The 20,928-nt window shown below is 36.8% G+C and carries 20 protein-coding genes; 2 read left to right on the forward strand and 18 right to left on the reverse strand.

The window, feature by feature from the left end; all coding sequences use genetic code 11:
• Nucleotides 1-51 precede the first annotated feature (51 nt).
• Nucleotides 52-2,259 carry a PAS domain-containing sensor histidine kinase gene (locus OM074_RS01970; protein WP_301197591.1) on the forward strand — a complete coding sequence of 736 codons (2,208 nt, stop codon included), beginning with the start codon at nt 52-54 and terminating at the stop codon, nt 2,257-2,259.
• 42 nt (nt 2,260-2,301) lie between these two features.
• Here the strand turns inward: OM074_RS01970 and hisIE are convergent, their stop codons facing one another.
• From hisIE to OM074_RS02045, 15 genes are all read right to left on the reverse strand, one after another.
• Entirely contained in the window at nt 2,302-2,898 is a 597-nt protein-coding gene (hisIE, locus tag OM074_RS01975) for a bifunctional phosphoribosyl-AMP cyclohydrolase/phosphoribosyl-ATP diphosphatase HisIE (RefSeq protein WP_301197592.1), read from the reverse strand.
• Between the two features lie 69 nt (nt 2,899-2,967).
• The gene (gene hisF / locus OM074_RS01980; protein WP_301197593.1) at nt 2,968-3,726 is read right to left on the reverse strand and encodes an imidazole glycerol phosphate synthase subunit HisF; all 759 of its coding nucleotides are present in this window, start codon (nt 3,724-3,726) and stop codon (nt 2,968-2,970) included.
• Nucleotides 3,726-4,451 (reverse strand): 1-(5-phosphoribosyl)-5-[(5-phosphoribosylamino)methylideneamino]imidazole-4-carboxamide isomerase, encoded by a 726-nt coding sequence (gene hisA, locus OM074_RS01985; RefSeq protein WP_301197594.1) that lies wholly within the window; start codon nt 4,449-4,451, stop codon nt 3,726-3,728. The genes hisF and hisA overlap by 1 nt, the downstream gene beginning before the upstream one ends.
• Before the next feature lies 1 nt (nt 4,452).
• Nucleotides 4,453-5,052 (reverse strand): imidazole glycerol phosphate synthase subunit HisH, encoded by a 600-nt coding sequence (gene hisH / locus OM074_RS01990; RefSeq protein WP_301197595.1) that lies wholly within the window; start codon nt 5,050-5,052, stop codon nt 4,453-4,455.
• A gap of 52 nt (nt 5,053-5,104) precedes the next feature.
• Nucleotides 5,105-5,635 carry a TlpA family protein disulfide reductase gene (locus tag OM074_RS01995; protein ID WP_301197596.1) on the reverse strand — a complete coding sequence of 177 codons (531 nt, stop codon included), beginning with the start codon at nt 5,633-5,635 and terminating at the stop codon, nt 5,105-5,107.
• Between the two features lie 5 nt (nt 5,636-5,640).
• A complete protein-coding gene (gene purU, locus OM074_RS02000; RefSeq protein WP_301197597.1) occupies nt 5,641-6,507 on the reverse strand; it encodes a formyltetrahydrofolate deformylase in 867 nt (288 codons plus the stop codon).
• 75 nt (nt 6,508-6,582) lie between these two features.
• Nucleotides 6,583-7,356 (reverse strand): tryptophan synthase subunit alpha, encoded by a 774-nt coding sequence (trpA, locus tag OM074_RS02005; protein WP_301197598.1) that lies wholly within the window; start codon nt 7,354-7,356, stop codon nt 6,583-6,585.
• A 28-nt stretch (nt 7,357-7,384) separates the two neighbouring features.
• Nucleotides 7,385-8,011 (reverse strand): LysE family translocator, encoded by a 627-nt coding sequence (locus OM074_RS02010; RefSeq protein ID WP_301197599.1) that lies wholly within the window; start codon nt 8,009-8,011, stop codon nt 7,385-7,387.
• Between the two features lies 1 nt (nt 8,012).
• Nucleotides 8,013-9,203: a tryptophan synthase subunit beta gene (gene trpB, locus OM074_RS02015; protein ID WP_301197600.1), complete on the reverse strand. Its 1,191-nt coding sequence runs from the start codon at nt 9,201-9,203 to the stop codon at nt 8,013-8,015.
• A complete protein-coding gene (locus OM074_RS02020) occupies nt 9,187-9,810 on the reverse strand; it encodes a phosphoribosylanthranilate isomerase (RefSeq protein WP_301197601.1) in 624 nt (207 codons plus the stop codon). The genes trpB and OM074_RS02020 overlap by 17 nt, the downstream gene beginning before the upstream one ends.
• Nucleotides 9,811-9,855: 45 nt before the next feature.
• A complete protein-coding gene (trpC, locus tag OM074_RS02025) occupies nt 9,856-10,638 on the reverse strand; it encodes an indole-3-glycerol phosphate synthase TrpC (RefSeq protein ID WP_301197602.1) in 783 nt (260 codons plus the stop codon).
• 59 nt (nt 10,639-10,697) lie between these two features.
• The gene (gene trpD / locus OM074_RS02030) at nt 10,698-11,693 is read right to left on the reverse strand and encodes an anthranilate phosphoribosyltransferase (RefSeq protein WP_301197603.1); all 996 of its coding nucleotides are present in this window, start codon (nt 11,691-11,693) and stop codon (nt 10,698-10,700) included.
• Between the two features lie 45 nt (nt 11,694-11,738).
• The gene (locus tag OM074_RS02035) at nt 11,739-12,317 is read right to left on the reverse strand and encodes an anthranilate synthase component II (RefSeq protein WP_301197604.1); all 579 of its coding nucleotides are present in this window, start codon (nt 12,315-12,317) and stop codon (nt 11,739-11,741) included.
• Nucleotides 12,318-12,388: 71 nt separating this feature from the next.
• Nucleotides 12,389-13,804 carry an anthranilate synthase component I family protein gene (locus tag OM074_RS02040; RefSeq protein WP_301197605.1) on the reverse strand — a complete coding sequence of 472 codons (1,416 nt, stop codon included), beginning with the start codon at nt 13,802-13,804 and terminating at the stop codon, nt 12,389-12,391.
• A 268-nt stretch (nt 13,805-14,072) separates the two neighbouring features.
• The gene (locus tag OM074_RS02045) at nt 14,073-14,264 is read right to left on the reverse strand and encodes a hypothetical protein (RefSeq protein ID WP_301197606.1); all 192 of its coding nucleotides are present in this window, start codon (nt 14,262-14,264) and stop codon (nt 14,073-14,075) included.
• A 339-nt stretch (nt 14,265-14,603) separates the two neighbouring features.
• Here OM074_RS02045 and OM074_RS02050 point away from each other — a divergent pair, with 339 nt between their 5' ends.
• A complete protein-coding gene (locus OM074_RS02050; protein ID WP_301197607.1) occupies nt 14,604-15,392 on the forward strand; it encodes a PhzF family phenazine biosynthesis protein in 789 nt (262 codons plus the stop codon).
• 136 nt (nt 15,393-15,528) lie between these two features.
• Here OM074_RS02050 and OM074_RS02055 read toward each other — a convergent pair whose 3' ends face one another.
• The 3 genes from OM074_RS02055 to OM074_RS02065 form a co-directional block, all read right to left on the reverse strand.
• Nucleotides 15,529-16,383 (reverse strand): porin family protein, encoded by an 855-nt coding sequence (locus OM074_RS02055; protein WP_301197608.1) that lies wholly within the window; start codon nt 16,381-16,383, stop codon nt 15,529-15,531.
• A gap of 30 nt (nt 16,384-16,413) precedes the next feature.
• Nucleotides 16,414-20,268 (reverse strand): YDG domain-containing protein, encoded by a 3,855-nt coding sequence (locus OM074_RS02060; RefSeq protein ID WP_301197609.1) that lies wholly within the window; start codon nt 20,266-20,268, stop codon nt 16,414-16,416.
• A 169-nt stretch (nt 20,269-20,437) separates the two neighbouring features.
• Complete coding sequence (locus OM074_RS02065; RefSeq protein ID WP_301197610.1) at nt 20,438-20,842, reverse strand: thiol-disulfide oxidoreductase DCC family protein; 405 nt, start codon at nt 20,840-20,842, stop codon at nt 20,438-20,440.
• Nucleotides 20,843-20,928: the final 86 nt, after the last annotated feature.

Below are 20,928 nucleotides of genomic sequence, written 5' to 3' on the forward strand. Positions count from 1 at the left end.
AATATTTCACGTTATTGTAATTAATTAGGAATAAAATCAGAGAACGGGATTATGATAGGGGATAACGAGTTGCTTATTGCTTTAAATAAATTAGAGACAATAGTTGTTGTAACTGATACAGAAGGAAATATCAACTATGTCAATGATGCTTTTGAAGAAAAATACGGATATTCAAGGGAAGAGGCCCTTGGAAAGAACCCCCGTATCCTGAAATCAGGAGAACATGATTCTTATTTCTACAAAGACCTTTGGAACACCATAAGCAATGGGGAGAACTGGGAAGGTGATTTTTTAAACAAGACAAAATCCGGCAGACTGATTTGGGAAAATGCCAAAATATCACCCATCATCACTGATGGTAAAATAAAGGGATATATTGCAGTAAAGGAAGATATTACATACAAAAAAGACCTTGAAGAACAGTTTCACAAAGAAAAATTTTTACTGGATGAATTATTTGACAATGCCCCTGTTGGTGTATTGTTGGTAAAGCCACTATATTCAAACGAGAAATTTGAAGATCTGATTGTAATAAAAGCAAATCCTATAGCGGCAGGTGTTTTTAACAAACTCGGAATTGTAGGATTAACAATGAACAGTTTTCTCCCTGAATATCAACAAATCTACTCTCGCATCAATGAACTTACATCTTCAAAACAAATATTTGAGCTATCCTGTCCGAGCATAGAAAAATATTTAAAAATAAGGACATTCCCCCTCGGTAATGACCGTTTCTGTATGTATTTACATGATATTACAGACTATAAAAACAGCATTATAGCCCTACAAGAAAGCGAACATAGATATTATTCTCTGATTGAAGACTCACCCGCCTTAATCAGAAGGTTTAACAAGGATGGGTTAATTAACTACATTAACAGTTACTATGCAGATTATTACAACAAAACACCACAACAAGTATTAGGAAAAAATATTTTTAATCTCTTCAGTGATAAAAACAAAGCAACTTTCATTGAAAACTTAAATAAGCTTACCATTGACAATCCAATAGTTGAATACCAACAAAAAATTGAGCTCCCCAATGGAGAAGTAAGATGGCAAAAATGGATTGACAGGGCACTGTTTGATATAACCGGAAATATTGTTGAGTACCAATCGGTAGGAATGGACTTCACCAAGCTAAAAAAGGCGGAAGGACAACTTGAAAGCCAAAAGAATCAACTCAATGCAATTTTCAACAATTCACTTATCGGCATAGGAGTAGTTAACAAAAATGGTAATTTTGAATTAATTAACTCCAAACTATTAGAACTCCTGAAAGCCAACTCAGCCCATGAGGATATAAATTACTTTAATCTAATATCAGAGACTTCACATAAAGAAGCCCATGCAAATTTAAAAAAAATATTTAGTGGAGAAATTACAACCCTAAATGTTCAACGAGAAATTATCAAAAAGGATGGCTCATACTTTTGGGGCGATATTTATGTTTCACCCATTTCTATAAAGGAAGGTAAGGTTACCCAAATGCTTGGCTTGATTATGGACATTACTGAGCGCCACAGGATGGAGGAGGAACTAAAAGCCAGTGAAGCAAAACTCAAAAAACTAAATAACACAAAAGATAAGCTATTTTCGATTATTGCCCATGACATACGAAATCCATTTAATGCAATCCTGGGTTTTAGCAACATATTAGATAGAAATATAAACGATTTCACAAACTCAGAAATAAAAGGTTTTGTATCAAAAATTGTGGAAGCCAGTGAGCAAACCTATAAACTGTTAGAAGATTTATTAACCTGGGCAAAATCTCAATTAGGTCAGTTACAACCTAATCCCCAAAAGGTAAATCCGGAAACAACAATTAATGAGTGCATTAATTCCCTTACTTCCTTAGCAAAAAACAAGAATATAAAAATACAACCATCTTTTGCATCAGAGAGTACAATTTATGCCGATGCTGAAATGTTCAAATTTGTACTAAGGAACCTATTGCATAACGCAATAAAATTTTCCCATCCCAATGCTACTATTGATTGCAAAACAGAAGATATAGACGACAATTATGTTTGTATTACAGTAAAAGATTATGGAATTGGTATCAGAAAAGAAAAAGTAGATGTATTATTTAACTTAGAACAATTTTTATCCACCAGTGGTACGGCCCATGAGAAAGGTACCGGTTTAGGTTTGTCGTTATCCAAAGAGATGATTGAACTTAACGGGGGTTCTATTAAAGTATCCAGTGAGGTTAATAAAGGATCTGAATTTAGATTAAAGCTTCCCCGTTTTTAAAAAACAAGGGTAAAAACCCTTGTTTCATTATATACTACACCACTATTTGTGTCTCTTCTTTAGTTCGTTAGCCAAATCCTCTATTCTATACCCCTTGTGCGTTAACAGCACAATCAGGTGATACAATAAATCAGCCCCTTCATACAAAAAGTTTTCGTCATCGTTGGCCATAGCCCCAATAATAGTCTCCACAGCCTCCTCACCAACTTTCTGAGTAATTTTACGCGTTCCTTTCTGGAACAAAGATGTTGTATAAGATCCTTCAGGCATCTCCTCTTTTCGCTTGTCAATAAAATCCTGTAAATGGCCTAAGAAATTTACATCTGCTTTATTCTCCTCATTCCAACAAGTATCAGTACCGGTATGACAAACTGGCCCAACAGGATTTACTTTAATAAGCAAAGTATCTTTATCACAATCGTTTAATATTGAAACAACATTTAAGAAATTACCAGACTCTTCACCCTTTGTCCACAACCTATCTTTGGTACGGCTGTAAAATGTAACCTTGCCCTCTTTTTCAGTTTTCTCGTAGGCTTCCTTATTCATAAAACCTAACATTAACACTTTATTGGTTACATCATCCTGTATAATAGCAGGAACAAGACCATTACCTAATTTATCGAAATTAATATCCATATTAATATATTGTATATCTTCTAAAATTCTGAGACAAAAATAGTTGTTTTAATCAAAAGCGCAACCCATCTACAACCGAACATTAATACCTTCATTATGCAAATACTGCTTTAGGTCAGGAATTGCTATCTCTTTATAATGAAAAATACTTGCAGCTAAACCAGCATCAGCCTTTCCTGAAGTAAACACATCTTTAAAATGCTCCATGCTGCCGGCACCCCCACTGGCAATTATGGGAATTGACAAATCTGTAGACATCTTTGCCAAAGCATCATTGGCAAAGCCTTGTTTTACACCATCATGATCCATTGAAGTAAAAAGGATTTCTCCGGCACCTCTGTCCTCAGCTTCTTTTGCCCAGGGAAACAACCTTTTTTCAGTAGGAATACGCCCCCCGTTCACTGTTACAATCCATTCATCACCATCAAAATGCTTGGCATCAATAGCCACCACAACAAACTGGCTACCAAAATTCCGGGCCATATCGTTTATCAGCTGTGGATTTTTTACTGCCGATGAATTAATACTGATCTTGTCAGCTCCGGCATTCAACAAAGCTTCAGCATCTTTCAATTCACTAATCCCACCTCCAACAGTAAATGGGATATTGATATGCTGCGCTATCCGCTTAACTAAATCAACAAATGTTTTACGACCCTCATGGCTTGCGGTAATATCCAAAAAAACCAATTCATCAGCCCCTTGCTGAGCATACAATGCCCCTAATTCAACTGGATCTCCCACTTCTTTGATGCCTACAAATTTGACACCCTTCACTGTCATTCCGTTTTTAATATCCAAGCAAGGAATTATTCTTTTTGCCAGCATTATGCGTATTTTTCAAGTTGTTTTAAATCTATCTTTCCTTCGTAAATGGCCTTACCAGTAATAACCGCAGGGACACCAGCCTCAACCAGGCTATCAATATCTTCCATACTGCTCAATCCGCCACTGGCCACCAAATACAGATCCGGGAATTCACCTAACATTTTTTTATACAAGGCAACTGATGGCCCTTGTAGCATCCCATCCTTACTAATATCGGTACATATTACTTTGGTTATCCCCTTTTCTCTATATCCATTTACAAAAGGCATTAAATCAAGGTCTGACGTTTCTATCCAACCTCCAACTGCAATCTTCTCATCTTTTACATCTGCGCCAAGAATAATCTTTTCAGCTCCGTATTTCTCTATCCACCCACCAAACACTTCAGGGTTTTTAACTGCAATACTTCCCCCTGTAATCATTTGCGCTCCACTCTCAAAAGCAATTCTTAAATCTTCATTAGACTTAAGCCCTCCTCCAAAATCAATTACAAGACTTGTTTTTGAAGCGATAGTCTCCAGCACTTTGTAATTTACAATATTTCCAGCCTTGGCTCCATCAAGATCAACCAAATGTAGCCTTTTGATACCGTGATCTTCAAACATCTGTGCTACCTCAAGTGGATTTTCATTATATACCTTTTTTTGGTTATAATCACCCTGGCTCAAACGCACACACTTACCATCTATAATATCAATTGCAGGAATTATATCAATTAACGCCATTTTATAATTTTATAAAGTTTTCTAGAATTTTCGATCCCACATCACCACTCTTTTCCGGATGAAACTGAGTTGCATAAAAGTTATCCTTATGTAATGCAGAACTAAACGGGTGAATATAATGTGTAGTTGCCGCAGTATCGCCTCCCAGTGCAACATAGTAGCTATGTACAAAATATACGAACTTGTTTTCCAAACTAATATCAAACAAATCACTATTTACGTTTGTAATGGCATTCCAACCCATATGAGGTACTTTAATCAACTGAGGGTTGGGGTTTGGCAGCACAAACTTTTTTACCTTTTCCTTAAAAATCCCGAGACAATCCACGTCTCCCTCTTCGGAATAACTGCACATTAATTGCATTCCCAAACAGATACCCAAAACCGGTTGCTTCAAACTCAGGATTAGTTCATCCAATTTATTATCCTTCAAATATTTCATGGTAGAACTAGCCTCTCCAACGCCTGGAAATATCACCTTATCCGCACCTCTGATTTCATCAGGATCGGCGGTAATAACATGCTCAACCCCCAGTCTATCCAACGCAAAGCTTACCGAACGGATATTGCCCGCATTATATTTTATAATTGCAACTTTCATTGTCTAAATATTATTGTCAAGATTCAATTCACTATCATTATGAATCCTTTGGTTACTCTGCAAGAAGCTCCTCAATTTTTTCTTTCATCGCATCAAACTCTTCCCTGTTAAACAATCGGGTCAGATACTTAATATTACCATCTTTTCCAATGATTACATTTCTGGTAACCCCTGCTTCTTTCAATGCATACTGTCCAAAAACATCTGCTCCAGGGTCCAATGCCAAAGGGTAGGTAATTCCAGTTTTCTCCCTAAGTTTATTTAACTTTTCAACAGGTTCGTCCCTATCCACCCCGATCACTACAAAATCCTTATCCTTATTTACCTGCCAAATCTCCGATTCAATAAAAGGCATTTCTTTAATACAAACCCCACACCAACTGGCAGTAAACTGCAGCATCACAACTTTCCCCTTGTAATCAGACAGTTTAAAATCCTGCCCATCATCAAGCTTAAGAGAGAATTCAGGAGCTTTATCGCCTACTTTTACTATATACCCTCTATCATCTTCTTTTGTTTTTGAGGAGCATGAAACAAAAAAGAAGGCGGATAACAATACCAAATACAAGATTTGTTTAATCATAACTACTAATTAAATATGATAGTTCTGTTTTTATAAACCAATGTTTTTCTTTCAATATGTGCTTTTACAGCCCTGGCCAACACAATCTTTTCAATGTCCTTTCCTTTTTGTATCAAGGTTTTTATTGAATCATGGTGAGAAATCCTGTTTATATCCTGCTCAATAATAGGCCCGGCATCCAGATCGGACGTTACATAATGGCTGGTTGCACCAATAATTTTCACTCCTCTTTTATGCGCTGCATGATAAGGCTTTGCCCCTGCAAAGGCTGGCAAAAAGGAATGATGTATATTGATAATCCTTTCGGGATAATGATTGATAAAATTTTGAGAAACCACCTGCATATAACGCGCAAGTACAACAAAATCAATTTTATATTTCTTTAAAATTTCAAGTTCCTTTTTTTCTTGTTCTGCTTTCGATTCAGCTGTAATCGGAATATGAACAAAATCAATCCCAAATTGCTTGGCCACAGGCTCTAATGTAGTATGATTACCAATAATTACAGGCACTTCCACCCTGAATTCTCCTCCCTGATAACGTGCCAATAAATCGTACAAACAGTGCGAAGCCTTTGAAACAAAGATAGCCATCCTAGGCACTTCATCTGTGAAATTCAGGGTCCATTTCATTTGATATGGTTCCCCCAAAAACTTTTCAAACATAGGGGCAATTTCTTCCCTTTTCAAATCAAATTCAGAAAGATCCCATGAAACCCTCATGGAGAAAAGATTCTCTTCGTGATCAACATGCTGATCCACACTAATAATATTTCCATGGTGAAGATTGATAAAATCTGTCACCCTGGCAACGATTCCACTTTGGTCAGGACAATGTATCTTTAAAATAGCAGTGTTTCCGTTATTTTCCATTTATGATATTTTTTAAGCCCGTAAAAATAACCATTATAACTCAGTTGAAAAACAAATAGCTGACAAATATCAGCTCTATATCCCTTTCACTTCTTTGATAAACGACTTGATTTCTCCATGCAAATCTTTTGCCTGTCCCAGCAATTTAACAAAGGCACTTCCCACAATGGCACCATCTGCATATTTACAGGTTTCTTTATATGATTCATGATCCCCGATACCAAATCCAATTAAGGCTGGATTTTGCAGGTTCAGTTTATTTACTCGATCAAAATAAGCCAATTGGGCTTCTGACAATCCTTTTTTCGCACCGGTTACGGCAGCTGACGAAACCATATAAATAAAACCATTGGTTTTTTCATCAATCAATTTAATACGCTCCTCAGGAGTTTGAGGCGTAATCAGAAAAATATTGCTCACCCCGTACTGATCAAAAGTATCCTTATAATTATCCAAATACTCCTGAAATGGCAAATCAGGAAGGATAACTCCATCAACACCAACCTCATTACATTTTTTTGCAAAGGTTTCTATGCCAAATTTATGAACCGTATTTATATAGCCCATCAAAATTAATGGCATTTTTACTTTTGACCGTACATCCTTCAATTGATCAAAGAGTACATTCAGGCTCATTCCATTTTTAAGGGCAGTTTCACCACTGTGCTGAATGGTTGGCCCATCAGCTAAGGGATCAGAAAAAGGAATTCCGATTTCCACGATATCGGCACCCGCATCCTCAAGCGTTTCAAGAATGGGCACGGTATCATTTAAATTTGGATACCCTGCAGTATAATAAATGGATAAAATATCTTTCTTATCCCTAAATAATTGTTTTATTCGATTCATTTCAGTACTTATTTTTCAATATCAAAATTTACTTTCGGGATAAAGCCAGGGCCAATCCTAAAACTGATAACACAGCTACTTTACTTTTATGGGTAATATTCCAAAATCGGGGACTATTTAAATAACCCGACAACCTACCTGACAAGATGGCAACCAGGCTAAATATAACCAAGGTCTGCAACATAAAAGTTGCCCCTAAAACAATCATCTGCCAGACATATGGAACTTCACTCTCTCTAACAAATTGCGGTAACAAAGCAATAAAGAACAATGACACCTTCGGATTCAACACATTCATCAGTAACCCTTTGCGAAACAACTTCCAAAAACCTGATTGAACCTCGTCTACTTGTTCAAACTTTACAATTTGTCTTTTTTCTTTATAAGATTTATAGGCCAGAAAAAACAAATATCCAGCACCCAAATATTTTATAACAGAAAAGACCAACGCTGATTTCTGGATGATTATTGAGATTCCAGTTGCTGCGGCAATAGTATGAACCATTACTCCGGCACACAAACCAACCGATACAGCAATCCCTGTTTTGTGACCTTTAGTAACGCTTTCTGTTAATACGAATATATTATCAGGACCTGGCATAATTGTCAGCAAAACTGCTGCGCCTAAAAAAGAAAGTATTACCTGAGCCTCCATCCTATTTCAAATTAAAACGATCCATATAAGTACCCATGTCCTTATCGCCCCTTCCCGACATGGTGATCACAACAGAGTCATCCTTTGTCAGTTTAAGTTTATTCAGAGCAACAAAAGCATGGGCAGACTCCAATGCGGGAATAATACCTTCCAACCTTGTTACTTCAAGCGCAAAATCCAGCGCTTCCTGATCAGTAGCATCTAAAAAGATTGCCCTGTCGGTATCCTTTAAATGGGCATGTTGAGGACCAATTCCCGGATAATCCAAGCCTGCAGAAATAGAATAAGGCTCCACAATCTGCCCATCGTCATCCTGCATTAAAAACGTTTTACTTCCGTGGATAATACCCACATCGCCCAATGCAATAGTAGCAGCTGTTTCTCCGGAATCAACACCTAAACCTGAAGCTTCAACAGCCACCAACTTCACTTTTTCATCATCTAAGAAGTGATAAAAAGTACCTGATGCGTTACTACCCCCACCTACACAAGCCACAACATAATCAGGATACTCACTTCCTGTTTTCTCTTTGAACTGCTCTTTGATTTCCTTACTGATAACACTTTGGAAACGCGCCACCATATCCGGATATGGATGCGGGCCAACCACCGAGCCAATAATATAAAAAGTATCCTCAGGATTACATATCCAGTCCCTTAAAGCTTCGTTGGTAGCATCTTTCAAAGTTTGATTCCCTGACTTTGCAGCAACCACTTCTGCACCCAACATTTTCATCCTTGCCACATTAGGCGCCTGACGTTCAATATCCAAAGCCCCCATATACACTACACATTTCAATCCCATCAAGGCACAAGCGGTAGCCGTAGCCACACCATGCTGACCGGCACCTGTTTCGGCAATGATACGTTCTTTGCCCATTTCTTTAGCCAATAAAATCTGACCTAAAGTATTGTTGATTTTATGGGCTCCGGTATGATTCAGATCTTCGCGTTTTAAATAAACATTGGTATTGTACTTCTCCGATAGCCTCTTGGCATAGTAAAGTGGAGAAGGCCTTCCAACATAATCCTTCAAAAGCTGAAGATATTCCTTCTGAAACTTTTCGGTATTGATAATATCAAGATATACCTTCTTCAGGTTATCAATATTAGGCTGTAACATTTCCGGTATCCAGGCTCCACCAAAGCGCCCATACATCCCTTTTTCGTCTGCATTATATTTTTGGCTCATTGCTATAACTTTTTATTTCATTAATAAAGGCCGAAACCTTATCCACATCTTTCAGGGCAGGCTCAATCTCAAACCTGCTGTTTATGTCAACAGCATATATATTCAGGTTGGTTAATCCCATAATATCTTTAACATCATCTTTTGAAATACCCCCACTTAAAAAAATGGGTTTATTATTATCGTAACGACTAAGTATAGTCCAGTCAAATTTATGCCCACTACCCCCAAAGGCCTTTGTTTTTGTATCAAACAAATAAAAATCACACACTTCTGTATAGGGCCTCAAAACCGAAAAATCAAATTCCTCATCTACCTGAAATGCCTTGATCACTTCAACACCCATTTGCTTTACCATCAGACACAACTCAAACGATTCGTTCCCATGCAACTGAACTGCATCCAGCTCAAACCTGGCAACTGCATTGGATATTTCCTGCTCAGAAGCATTAACAAAAACACCTGTTTTTTTTACCTTATCGCTCAGGTGATAAATATTATCAGGAGAATAAGATTCTCCAATATATCTTGGAGACTTCCCGTAGAAAATAAACCCCATATAATCAGGATGCAAAGCCGCAACATCATCAATATTATTGCGATCTCGCATACCACAGACTTTTATTTTTGGAGGGATCAACATATTATATCCTTGTTACTTGATGGCATTTGAAAATTCGATACATGCTTCGCCCGGATTCTTAGTCCGCATAAAATTTTCTCCAATCAGGAATCCTTGAAATCCGTTCTCCCTTAGTAAAAATATATCCTCAGGAGTATAAATTCCACTCTCCGAAATCTTCACCACATCATTAGGCATTGCTGCGGCCAAATCAATACTTTGCTGCAAACTAACCTCAAAAGTTTTAAGGTTGCGATTGTTAACACCAACCACATCAACTAAAGGATTAACAATTTCCAGTTCCTCCTTGCTATGAACTTCCATTAAAATATCCAAACCCAAATCTTTGGCAAGCTTTGATAGCTCATGAGCTTCATCATATGACAGTATTGCTGCAATTAACAAAATAGCACTCCCTCCAATTGCTTTTGCCTCATGAACCTGGTATGAAGAAATCATAAAATCCTTCCTTAAAATAGGAACAGTTGTAACCTTTCGGGCAGCGATTAAATCACTTTTATTTCCTCCAAAAAACTCTGAATCAGTCAGAACAGAAATTCCACTAACACCTGCTTTTTCATACAAAGGTACAACATTCTCTACAGTAGAAATATTATTGATGATACCTTTAGAAGGTGATTTTCTTTTATACTCCGAAATAATACCGTTATGCTTACCATCTGTCAGGTGTTTTTTTAAGGATGGCACTTCAATATTATAAGCATCATATTTTCTTAGCTTATCAATAGTCACAAATTCCTGTTGCCTTGCAACCTCTGTTTTCTTCTGAGCAACAATTTTATCTAAAATATTCATTATCAAAAAGGATCAAGATTTTACCTGAATAAGGTGTTTCTGATTTTACACCATTTATGTTATTTAATATCAATTAAAGCTTTAAGCACGTTTTTTGCTTTGCCTTCTAACAAAGAATCCTTTGCCTGTTCAATACAATCTTCAATAGGCTTACTCCTGTCAAAACATTGAATACCATATGCCGCATTGGCAATAATAGCCGAATTCTGTGCTTCAGTCCCTTTCCCATCCAAAACAGTGGTAAAAATCTTTGCTGCCTCAGGAACGGTATCCCCACCAAAAATATCCTCTTGTTTTATCCTTGGCAATCCCAATTGTTCTGGTGCTACAAGTTGCTCACCTTCATTGGTAATGACTTTAAAATCGGAAGTCAAGGAAATTTCGTCGTACCCATCCAGGCTATGTATAATGGAATAGCTTTTATCTGTGGCTTGATACAAATACTGATATAACCTCAAAACCTCAAGGCTATAAACACCCAACAATTGATTTTGGGGGAATGATGGATTTACCAAAGGCCCAATCATATTAAAGAAGGTTTTCAAACCCAGCTCTTTTCTATAAGGAGCCACTGCTTTCATTGCCGGATGAAACAACGGAGCATGTAAAAAACAAATTCCTGCTTTATCTACCTGTTTCTTTAAAACATCTTCCTCATTTGTAAAGGCATACCCCAGATATTCCATTACATTTGAAGAACCACATGAAGAAGAAACCCCATAATTTCCATGTTTAGTCACCTTATAACCAGCACCAGCAACAACAAAGGATGCAAGCGTTGAAATATTAAAAGTATTTTTCCCGTCGCCCCCTGTTCCTACAATATCAATGGCATCAAAATCCGAGAAATCGATTTTTTTACACAATTCCAATAAGGCATCCCTAAATCCAGATAATTCTTCCACACTAACAGGACGAATCATAAATACGGTAAGAAAAGCAACCACATGCGATCCATTATACTTTTCAGCGGCTATATTGATCAGTATTTCTTTAGCTTCGGAGCGAGACAACCTCTTATGTTCCAAAAGCTTTTTAAGCGTTTCTTTTATCATGACATTTAAATAATAAACATTAGAAGACAGGCAATATAAACAAGACTAAATTGAATCTTGCAACCAGTTCTCCATCATTTTTTTTCCATGTTCAGTTAATATTGATTCAGGATGAAACTGAACTCCCCTAACATCAAAATCTTTATGGTGAACCCCCATTATTTTACCTTCCTCATCACGAGAGGTAATTACAAAGCAATCAGGCAAATCTTCTTCATTAACAACCCAGGAATGATACCTGCCCACATTCACGGTTTTAGGAACATCCTTAAACAGGATTTCAGAATCGGTGGTGATCTCAATAGGAGTAGCAACACCATGATACACCTTTGACAAATTAGATATAGATCCTCCAAAAGCCTCTACTATGGCCTGGTGACCTAAACACACACCCATAATACTTTTAGTTGCCCCATATTTCTGAATCAAAGGAATAAGCACACCTGCATCTTTGGGAATACCGGGCCCCGGCGACAATAATATTTTATCATACTTATCAATTTCCTCTAAAGGAATCTGATCATTCCTGAATACATCTACTTTATATCCAACAATTTCCTCAATGTAATGAACCAGGTTATATGTAAATGAATCGTAATTATCGAATACTAATATTTTTTTCATCTCTTCTTTTTTAATTTTATGATGAATACAGAGATTATTAACCAACTGTTTCTACCTCTTTAAACCTTAACTTAAAATTCGGCGGCCAATTCAACTGCCTTTTTTAAAGCTCCCAATTTATTGTTTACCTCTGCCAATTCACTTTCAGGAACAGACTCTGAAACAACACCGGCGCCAGCCTGGTAGAAAAGGGTATTGTTTTTACATAAGAAAGACCTAATCATAATAGCCTGGTTAAAAGAACCATCAAGACCAAGCATCCCTATACATCCACCATAATAACCTCTATTCTGATTCTCGTACTTATCAATAAGCTCCATGGCCATAAATTTTGGTGCTCCCGATAAAGTACCTGCAGGAAATGTATCCGCCATAACCCGGCATGTATTTGAGCTCTCAAGCAGCTGTCCCCGTACATCGGAAACCAAATGGAGCACATGTGAATAATACTGTACTTCCTTATAAGTTTTTACTTTTACCTTATCACAGTTTCTGCTTAAATCGTTGCGGGCCAAATCTACCAACATTACATGCTCTGCATTCTCCTTTGGATCGTTACTCAACTTTTCGGCCAACTCACGGTCCTTAATATCATCACCTGTTCTTTTAAAAGTTCCTGCTATAGGATTTATGGTTGCTTCTCCTTTTTCAATCACTAACTGAGCCTCAGGTGACGAACCTAATATTTTATAACTTCCATAATCAAAAAAGAACAAATAGGGTGATGGATTAATATTTCGTAAAGCCCTGTATACATTGAACTCATCTCCTGAATATTTTCTCTTAAATTGACGTGCCAGCACAATTTGAAAAACATCACCCTTAAAACAATGCTCCTTGCCTTTTTTCACCATCTCAACAAACTCATCATCTGTTATATTTGACGACTCCTCACTATCAGGTTGAAATTTAAATGCAGGAACAGTTCTGTTATAAAGAAGATTTAAGATTTCATCCATCTTACTTTCCTCTCCCTCAGGGCGGTTTTCGATAAGATTAAGCTGGTTACTAAAATGGTTAAAAGCCAGAATATACCTATAATAGTTATACCTCATTTCAGGTATCTCATATTCTTCTGATACTTTATTCTCAAATTTTATTGATTCAAAATGCTGAACTGCATCATAAGATGAATACCCAAACAATCCATTTACATTTACCAAGGGATCAGACTCAACCACGTCAAAGCTTTTGATATAACCATCCAACTGAGCTGGAACATCTAAAACCGAAGTTTCTTTTCCCGGAATTATCTCTCCTCCCGGAAACACCATGCTTACCTGTCCCTTATTTACTTTAAACTCCGATAAGGGCTCAAAACAAATAAACGATTGCGAATTGTTATTACCGTGGTAATCTGAACTTTCCAGCAAAATACTATTAGGATATAAATCCCTAATTTTCAAATAAATACTTACCGGAGTGATAATATCAGCAATATTGGCCGGTACTCTTTTTGCTGAACTTACTATTTTTATCTTATCCATGCTCTATGGTATATTTGAATGCTTTAAACTTAGACATAAAAAAAATGGCTTGCCGAGGTTTTCGGCAAGCCATTTTAAATTAAAATATTTTATAATAGCGTAGCGTTAACCTCTTCTAGTTAAGAAAAAGCCAATGCCACCACCATGTATTTTTCATTAATCTTGTCATTTTGCTTATGATTTATTAGCAGTTGCAAATTTTAGGATATTTTTTGAAATATCAAAATTTATTCTGCTTACAAATTCATTTTTTAATAATTCGACAAAATTAAGCAGAGATACTACAGAAAATTTCACCAATAAGATGATCGTAGTATGATCCAAATTCCTTTTTTACCCATTTGTGGAGCGCTTCTAACTCTTCAACGCTTAACCAGGTAAAAGATTTTACTAACTCTTTTCTAAATAAATGAGGGTTTTTCGCTACCCCCAAAAGCATTTTCTTCTGGTGTTCCAACATGATACTGAGTTTTGGTTTTATGGTTTAAATTTCCCGCTACAAAGGTGAGGTTATTGTGTTAACCTTGTAAAACATGAATATTAAATATGCATTAATCTACAAAAGCACAAGACAGCAACCTACCAATCTGTAATACTGAATATTACCCACTTCAAATCTCTTTTACTAATACGGTAAATTTTAAGTTTAAGTTACCAAAACAAAGGCATTTTTCAATGAAAAAGCACCTAATTTCCATCCATTTTTGACGGATGAAAAAAAATCAATGATGTAAGGCAAAAAACTTGTTTTTATTGTATATTACCGAAACTTTTGGTCCAATTTTTAAATTTTCGAAACATGACATACCCGATATATCAAATTGATGCTTTCACCTCAATACTTTTTAAAGGAAATCCCGCTGCTGTTGTTTTATTAGACAAATGGCTCCCGAATGAGCGCCTACAACTAATTGCCATGGAAAACAACCTGTCAGAAACAGCTTTTATATGCCCGCAAAACGCTGAGTTACACATCAGGTGGTTTACCCCTACTACTGAGGTTGAACTCTGCGGACACGCTACTCTGGCTAGTGCCCATGTGCTATTTAACCATGAAGAAATTGAAGGCGATGAGATAACTTTTCATTCTCAAAGTGGCCTGTTGAGGGTGCTAAAAGACGACAACAAATTAACCCTCGACTTTCCTTTGGACGATTTCTATAAGGTTAATGAACTGCCAGAGCTAATGAGAATGAACATCAGGACACAGGTTAACGAAATATATAGAGGAAAAACAGATTATATGTTTGTCTTCTCTAACCAAAAAGAAATTGAAAACTTTATCCCTTCGCTTGATATAATTGCCCAACTTGATTCGAGAGGTTTAATCATTACTGCCCCTGGTGATGAAGTTGATTTTGTTTCACGGTATTTTGGCCCTCAAACCGGAATTCCTGAAGATCCTGTAACCGGATCAGCCCATACCACCTTAACGCCCTTCTGGAGCAAAAGGTTAGGAAAACAAAAAATGAATGCCCGCCAAATTAGCCAACGGGGAGGCTGTTTAACCTGCGAACTAAGAGGATCACGGGTTTTGATTGGAGGAGGCTGCAGGACTTTCTTTAAAGGGGAGCTATATATTGATTAGACTTTATTAATACTTTACAAAATAATTGAAGCCATTACTTAGTTGAAAACAACATCGTGATGGCTTCTTTAATTGACATATTAGGTTAATCTTATCTTATACAAAAACCTAAGCCAAACAATACATTCAACACCCCTTACCTAATACTCTTAACCCCGGCTTTTTCAGGAGGTGTAAGGTCGAAAACCAAGCCTAGTTTTATGCCTGCTTTCGATAGTTTTATATTATCGGCTCCCATAATTGTTCCATTAAAAACCCCGGGTTCCGGCATAATATCTGTGCTTACATCTGAGCCTGATATATTTCCAAATGCCGGTTGAAAATAAGCAGACAAAAACACATTCATTCTTTTATTCAGATAATACTCTGCCCCAAGCTCAAAACTCCAGGCCAATGTTGATTTCACATCCAAATCCGGAGCATCTCCTTTCATATTCAATCCCGGATAAAACCCATATTCCGCAAGATCGTCAATGGTCAGGTTCCATTGCTCATAATACCCTGACGTTGTCAATGTTCCAGAAGTAAATTCACTTTTCATACTTCCCGTCATCATAAAAACAGGACCTGTAGTTCCTGTTAGCAAAATATCGGCACTTACCCAACGCTGGTATTTAAACAAAATTGGAATTTCAACAACCGATAGCTTATGCTCCTCCTCTATTCCATTAGCTATCGCGGTATATAAATAACTATCATTATCCCCATCAATCCTCTGCTCGCTTATTTCAAAATCATCAACCTTTGCAGATGCTCCATACTGACTCAATCTAAGCCCAAGACCAACAGCCATATCTTCATTCAGATAATAAAAGGCATCTACCCCAAGATTTAATCCTGATAATCCATCAACGGTAGCATAATCAGAATCATAACTAATTTTATTACTTCCAAAACCTATGGAAGGTTGAATTCTTATCTGAGAGGTAACAGAAAGGCTCATCAGCAATAAAGCTGAAAGGACTGTTATATTTTTATATATCGTTTTCACAATGAAATGTATTTTCTATTAACAATGAGCTTATTTTACAATTAGTTTCTTACAGGTTTGAACAGCCCCTTCTGTTTTAATAATATATATACCCGGCTGATCAATAGTAATCTGATTCACATCCACAATATCATTAAGCTGTATAATCATTTTACCTGTTAGGGAATACACTTTCAAAACACTTTTTTCAATATCTTCATGTTCATACCCTTCAAGTTTTACATTGATCTCTGCTCCTTTTAATGCCGGCGAAGGATAGACCAAAATTGCTGAAAGCGAACTAATATTAATTATATTACTATCAAAGTCATCTCCTTTAATTGTAGACACAACACAATGATAATCGCCTTGCAATTCAGAAGATGAGTAATAATACTGCTTTGTTGCACCATCAATTAAACTCCCGTTTCGATACCACTGATATGATGCAAAAAAGTTATCACTATTATCGATGATCAACATATTTGATCCTTTGCGCAATGCTTTCACTTCCGGAATAACTTCAAATTCATAAGTAATAGAAGAAGCTGCTTCATAATTATTATTTCCATTATCTTCGGCTGTTATGGTTACTATGCCATAATCTCTAATGGTGATAATATTTCCATCAACAGAAACTATATCCTGGTCAGAACTTAAATACGAAACCTCGTTGGGTGAATCTGAAGTAGCATCTAAAGTAATTGTCACCCCTTCTTCATAAGTCACCGGTGAATTCAACACGAAACTTATTGCATTAAGTGCTTTATTAATAGTAAACACCCCTGCAGCAAAGGTTAAATCATAATTAGCCGATAATGCTAAAGATCCTTGATTGATGTCATAAATTCCGGCGTTATCTCCAGATTCCCGAGATAAAGAACCACTAAAACCATCTCCGGCAACCAAAGCTCCTGATGTTAATGCATAGGTTAGCTCAGGATCTGCCTCTCCAAAAGTTTTTGATTTATCATCTGCCTTAACACTAAGCGCAATTTTATTAATTGTTGCAGTTATTCCTGGTGCCTCAAGTGTATAATTTGTTTTATCCACACCCTGCAATTCATACCCAGTCAGATTAACTTCCTTATTATCGCCAGCATTGGCATTTACAAAAGCAGCCGTCAATGACGCGGAGTTTAACGTTACATCATCGCCTGTTTCTACTCCATTTAAAACAGCATTTCCAGACAAAGTTGCATCTGTAGTCCCGTCATAGTCTTTATCCTGGATACTAATTCCTGAAATAGCAAGTCCCTTAGCTGTAATATCAGCTTGGTCTGACACTGGCTGACTAAGAGCATAGTTACCCGCATCTGCCCCTATTAACTCATAACCAGAAAACTCTACCGATTTATTAGCTCCCACATTTTTATTATCAAACGTGGCAGAAGCTGTATTTGCATTAAGCGTTACGTCATCGCCAGATATGATACCATTAACAGAGGCAATGCCCTCAATGGTTGCATTTGTATTTGCATCATACACTTTATCTGCTGCAATCACTCCCTCCACCGTAACCGCTAATTTTGAAATTGTTGCCTGAGAATTTGAAGGCTGAGTCAATATATAATTTAATGCATCGGTTCCTGTTAAGGCAAATCCTTCAAATGTTACCGTTTTGTTACCTCCTTCTGTTTTACTGTCGAAACTTGCAGTACCTGAATTTACATCTATAGAAACATCATCACCTGCAATTTCGCCAATTACCTCAGGAGTTTCTACATAAGTCGCAACTGTTGTTCCATCATATATTTTATCCTCAGCAGTTAAAACCGTCATAGAAACAGGCTTCTGAAATATCGTAGCAGTTGCTCCAGCAAGAGACAATTCATAATTTCCCTTATCTACCCCGCTAAGCTCATAACCCGAAAAGATTACATTTTTATCTACATCTGCATGTTTATCTTCAAAAGCAGCCGAAATATCTGATGTTAATAAGGTAACATCATCTGTTCCAACAACCCCTTCCAAAATGGCAGAACCCGAAAAACTAACTGTTGAAGTTCCATCATACACTTTATCTTCAGCCGTTAAACCAGAAAGTGTAAGTTCTTTTTTAGAAATGGTAACAAATAAACTATCGTACACAACAGTATAAGTAACGTTATCCACAGGGGTAAATACAACTCTATACTTTGTTGCCACTCCACCATTATAAGCAGGTCTTGTACCTGAGTCTGTAAAAGAATACGATCCTGCAACAGACTCACTATTGCGCAAATCAACAGCACTACCACCTGTCAGCGTAATTTCGCCCAGTGTTTTTCCATACTCCATTTCAATTGGAGCAGGCAATGTAAGATCCACAAAAGCAGGTTCAAAAGCACCTATATCCACATTTTTATTGAATAAGCGCATTTCATTGGCATAATCAGCAAAATGATCAATGGTTTCATTTTTATCTCCATCTCCATTTAGATCTGTACCAACAGCTGAATGCGCCTCAGTAAATGCAACATTATTTCCTTTTTCTATCAGGTCTGAAACCATAGATATATTCCAGTCTGTAGCAGCCAGTTCTGTTTCCTTTGCTGCATCACCATTGGTATTGCCTACAAATGTACTTGGAGAAATAAACCGGCAATAAAACAGACCATCTTCAGATCCATCATTATTTGTTGACACCAACATGCCATTAGTTCCCTGGGTACTTCCTTCAAACGCACAATTAACTATATCCGCACCTGTTACTACCCTCAACTGTGCAGAAATACTCGCCTGATTACCTTTAAAAACCGTATTATAAAAACTAGTTTCCGAATCTCCATAGCCACCTCCACCATATTTATTAGTATCGTTTGTTTTATTATTAACGACAACTCCATTGGTGAAAAATGAAGATGTAAGATTAATCCCACCTCCATTTGAAGAAGATTCATTATTAAAAATGACAGTATTGATATAAGTAGAGAAACTTCCATAAACGCCTCCTCCAACACCTTCATTTCCCTCAATTTTATTATCAAAAACCTGACAAGAAATTACGTTTGAGCCAGAATTATACATACCTCCACCAAATGCTTTTTCAGTAATTTCGGAATTTGCAGAATTTGACCTTATAAAACTTGAATCAATAACACAATTAACAGAATACAATCCGCCCCCTCCTGCTTTTGAAGACAACATACTTGATCCTATTGAAACAACATCACAGTTCGACACCCATGTACCCTGTACATTGGACTGGTTAACATATACTCCTCCACCATAAACCCCATCTCCTTTAAGAGAACATCCTTCAACAACACAACTTTCAATTTTGGCATTTACAGCAACTACACCACCCCCATATCCATTTAATACAGAATTACTCTCACAATTTTGTATGATACAACCTGACACTTTCCCTCCGGAAGCAATAACTCCGGAAGCAAACATATAAGTCCCAATTCCAGTAACAGTAGATAAAGCATCCGAATACCCATCTTCAATAGTAAATCCATTTACAAGAGTTGTAACATCAGATCCATCAGGTATTATTAAAATATGTTGAGAGTTATTGGTTTTATCTCCATCATTCTGGATTTCTCCACTCAGGGTTGTGGGACTTGAAAATTCCCATGGCTCTATAATTCCATCACTATCCAAATCTAACATCGGCCTGTCATCTACTGTTGCTTCATCAGCAGTAAACCCTCCATATAATCTTACGCCGGATTTTAAAGTTATAGCAATGGTTCTGTCTGCATCATTTGGAAAGTATTTTCCTTCTTTAACCCAAATATCATCACCACTTAGGGCGGCATCAATGGCTGTTTGAACATTGGTATAGGCAGTAGCCCAGGAACTTCCACTTGATCCATCCCCATCCGTTGCTACATATATCGTTTTGGAATATGCATTGTGAAAAGAAAACACAACAATCAAAAACAAGATTGCTTTGAAAAGGCTAGTAATTTTCATTATTTATATCAGTTAGTCACAGGTCTTCGTGTTTTATGAGGCCTTAAATTTAAACATACTTACATGGATACGTAAATAGTATAGAACAGTTACAGAAAATCCAATAAGGGCTCAAACAATTATAAACATTGCAACAAATTGAGCATTTCACATAACTAACAGATCCTGATCAATATATAAAACGGGGTCTTTCTAATTCCGAAGGAAAGTAACAATCATTCCTTTTCCCAAATAATATATATCGGTTATTCGCAACCCGATCATAAATAAAATCAGTTAAAAATGCAGGAATATATCGTAGGTAAGAAAAGATTGTAAATGGCATTTTAAGATAAGCTGCCAATCGAAAAACTGCTTTACTTTTTAAATATACTACACCATCTTCAATTAAAATAATGGTATTTAAGTTCTCTGACTTATACCCCAATTTATCCAACATCTCTTTCGTCATATCTGAGTGCAGCAAAGCAAAGTAAAGATCATGATGACGTTCATGTCTCAATATAAACTGTATGGACGCACTGCACAACACACAACATCCATCAAAAATCAAAATGGGATGAGATGATTTCATGAGGATAAAACAAATATTCCACAGGAAGGTTGAATGTATAATCAGTAATTCATCCCAACCGTGGCATAAATCATTTTTATTCCTGT

The sequence above is a fragment of the Plebeiibacterium marinum genome (genome assembly GCF_026013615.1).
Taxonomy (GTDB): domain Bacteria; phylum Bacteroidota; class Bacteroidia; order Bacteroidales; family Marinilabiliaceae; genus Saccharicrinis; species Saccharicrinis marinus_A.

What these genes read in the sequence shown, in the direction of transcription:
- OM074_RS02060 (WP_301197609.1), bottom strand. Translation starts at nt 20,268, where the DNA reads ATGAAAATTACTAGCCTTTTCAAAGCAATCTTGTTTTTGATTGTTGTG.
- hisA (WP_301197594.1), bottom strand. Translation starts at nt 4,451, where the DNA reads ATGGCGTTAATTGATATAATTCCTGCAATTGATATTATAGATGGTAAG.
- OM074_RS02045 (WP_301197606.1), bottom strand. Translation starts at nt 14,264, where the DNA reads ATGTTGGAACACCAGAAGAAAATGCTTTTGGGGGTAGCGAAAAACCCT.
- OM074_RS01970 (WP_301197591.1), top strand. Translation starts at nt 52, where the DNA reads ATGATAGGGGATAACGAGTTGCTTATTGCTTTAAATAAATTAGAGACA.
- trpB (WP_301197600.1), bottom strand. Translation starts at nt 9,203, where the DNA reads ATGAGCCAAAAATATAATGCAGACGAAAAAGGGATGTATGGGCGCTTT.
- OM074_RS02065 (WP_301197610.1), bottom strand. Translation starts at nt 20,842, where the DNA reads ATGAAATCATCTCATCCCATTTTGATTTTTGATGGATGTTGTGTGTTG.
- OM074_RS02040 (WP_301197605.1), bottom strand. Translation starts at nt 13,804, where the DNA reads ATGGATAAGATAAAAATAGTAAGTTCAGCAAAAAGAGTACCGGCCAAT.
- trpC (WP_301197602.1), bottom strand. Translation starts at nt 10,638, where the DNA reads ATGAATATTTTAGATAAAATTGTTGCTCAGAAGAAAACAGAGGTTGCA.
- OM074_RS02010 (WP_301197599.1), bottom strand. Translation starts at nt 8,011, where the DNA reads ATGGAGGCTCAGGTAATACTTTCTTTTTTAGGCGCAGCAGTTTTGCTG.
- hisF (WP_301197593.1), bottom strand. Translation starts at nt 3,726, where the DNA reads ATGCTGGCAAAAAGAATAATTCCTTGCTTGGATATTAAAAACGGAATG.
- trpA (WP_301197598.1), bottom strand. Translation starts at nt 7,356, where the DNA reads ATGAATCGAATAAAACAATTATTTAGGGATAAGAAAGATATTTTATCC.
- OM074_RS02020 (WP_301197601.1), bottom strand. Translation starts at nt 9,810, where the DNA reads ATGCGAGATCGCAATAATATTGATGATGTTGCGGCTTTGCATCCTGAT.
- OM074_RS01995 (WP_301197596.1), bottom strand. Translation starts at nt 5,635, where the DNA reads ATGATTAAACAAATCTTGTATTTGGTATTGTTATCCGCCTTCTTTTTT.
- OM074_RS02035 (WP_301197604.1), bottom strand. Translation starts at nt 12,317, where the DNA reads ATGAAAAAAATATTAGTATTCGATAATTACGATTCATTTACATATAAC.
- purU (WP_301197597.1), bottom strand. Translation starts at nt 6,507, where the DNA reads ATGGAAAATAACGGAAACACTGCTATTTTAAAGATACATTGTCCTGAC.
- hisIE (WP_301197592.1), bottom strand. Translation starts at nt 2,898, where the DNA reads ATGGATATTAATTTCGATAAATTAGGTAATGGTCTTGTTCCTGCTATT.
- trpD (WP_301197603.1), bottom strand. Translation starts at nt 11,693, where the DNA reads ATGATAAAAGAAACGCTTAAAAAGCTTTTGGAACATAAGAGGTTGTCT.
- OM074_RS02050 (WP_301197607.1), top strand. Translation starts at nt 14,604, where the DNA reads ATGACATACCCGATATATCAAATTGATGCTTTCACCTCAATACTTTTT.
- hisH (WP_301197595.1), bottom strand. Translation starts at nt 5,052, where the DNA reads ATGAAAGTTGCAATTATAAAATATAATGCGGGCAATATCCGTTCGGTA.